This window comes from Natrinema soli, assembly GCF_028618695.1.
The window spans coordinates 1-1,319 of record NZ_JAQIVI010000722.1 but is presented as its reverse complement, the minus strand read 5'-3'; the positions used below and the strand labels follow the sequence as shown (position 1 = coordinate 1,319).

At 62.8% G+C, this 1,319-nt stretch carries 2 protein-coding genes and 1 pseudogene; 2 read left to right on the top strand and 1 reads right to left on the bottom strand.

Going from position 1 to position 1,319, the window contains the following annotated elements:
• Positions 1 to 243: pseudogene (locus PGX04_RS31005) on the top strand (RNA 3'-terminal phosphate cyclase); the annotation flags it as partial.
• A 16-nt stretch (positions 244 to 259) separates the two neighbouring features.
• Here the strand turns inward: PGX04_RS31005 and PGX04_RS31000 are convergent.
• Positions 260 to 508, bottom strand: a complete 249-nt coding sequence (locus tag PGX04_RS31000) for a hypothetical protein (RefSeq protein WP_273741998.1) — start codon at positions 506 to 508, stop codon at positions 260 to 262.
• 287 nt (positions 509 to 795) lie between these two features.
• Between PGX04_RS31000 and PGX04_RS30995 the strand changes: the two genes are divergently transcribed.
• A complete protein-coding gene (locus tag PGX04_RS30995) occupies positions 796 to 1,065 on the top strand; it encodes a hypothetical protein (RefSeq protein ID WP_337959503.1) in 270 nt (89 codons plus the stop codon).
• Positions 1,066 to 1,319 lie beyond the last annotated feature (254 nt).

Genomic DNA, 1,319 nt, shown 5'->3' with positions numbered 1-1,319 from the left:
GAGGACGCCGCGGACGCGGCGAACCGGTTTCTCGAGGGCGTGGCACCCGTCGATCGGCACATGGCCGATCAGTGGCTCGTCTTGCTCGCGGTTACCGGTGGGCGAGTTCGGGTGCCGGCCGTGACCGACCATCTCGAGGCGGGGTGTGGACTGCTCGAGGCGTTCGGGGTCGACGTGGGACTCGAGCGGGCGGCTGAGACGGCGGTGGTGTCGGTCGCGTCGTCGCTGGACGCGGGTCAGTAGGTCGGCGCTTCTGGGGCTATTGCCGGTCTCGGTTCAGCAGTCCCGCCAGCACGATCAGCAGGAAAATCACGAGAATACCGCCTCCAGTGACCGCCAGCGCGACCGTCGGATCTGCGGGATCGAAGCCCGGGTCCGCGACAGGAAGCGACCCCAGATACGTCACGAGTCGGCTCCACGCGGTGATGACGAGCATGAATGCGATAGCGACCCCCAGGAAGAGGAGTTGGTAGTCGAACCACGTTTTGAGCCCGTCCGATGACACCATCTAGGAACGTGTTAGCACAGCGACGCTATAGCCTTTCGGCCGGTTCGGCATCCGTCTGTGCGAATCGTCGACTCGAGCGCGGGTAAATAACGCGAAGCTTGCAGTAGATATAAATAACAACGAGTCAACAATCCAATCGGAAGCCGACTCTCCAAACGCGCGAGCGGAGGGGGCTGCATCGAAATGCCCCGGGTGATACCAGCACCCGAGACGCGGCTTCCAACCCACGGAGGGTTACAAGCCATGTTTGCGTTGATTCTACCGGGATATAAACGTCCCGCACGACCGTGGAATCGCCCGACACGAGCAGTCTCGAGTTCGGTATCATCCTCGAGACGGATCGGAGGTCGCGGGGGATGAGTCCCGATCGCGAGGCGAATGACGATGCGAAAAGCGGCGATCGGACGCGGGGCGACGAGGAGTCGTCGTTTCCCGACTGCCCGCGCTGTGGGAAACCGGTGTTGATCTCGGTCGCACTCGGCCCGCATACCGGCTCCGTCGGTCCCTGCGGCTGTTCGGTGCCGCCTGATCTGTTTCCGGATTTGCGCGGTGACTAGTCGGGGCTCGCGCTCGAGCCCCGGCGGTCAGCCGATCTGCTCGGAAACGGCGGCCTCGAGTGTCTCTTGTTGTTGATGAGAATCGATCGATGAGCGCCCTGCTACCGTGGCAACAGGGAATTTCCACACCCTCCCCAGCCGATTTCTCCTCACGGGTGCTTCGCACCCGTTCGGATGGTTCGCGGGACCGTAATGAGTGACGGAAGTTATGGGCATGAGCTGAGATGGACAAGTAATGGGAGGGGGCCGGCGAG

Excerpts from the sequence above, each read along its gene's own strand:
- PGX04_RS31000 (WP_273741998.1), bottom strand. The coding sequence starts at position 508 with ATGGTGTCATCGGACGGGCTCAAAACGTGGTTCGACTACCAACTCCTC.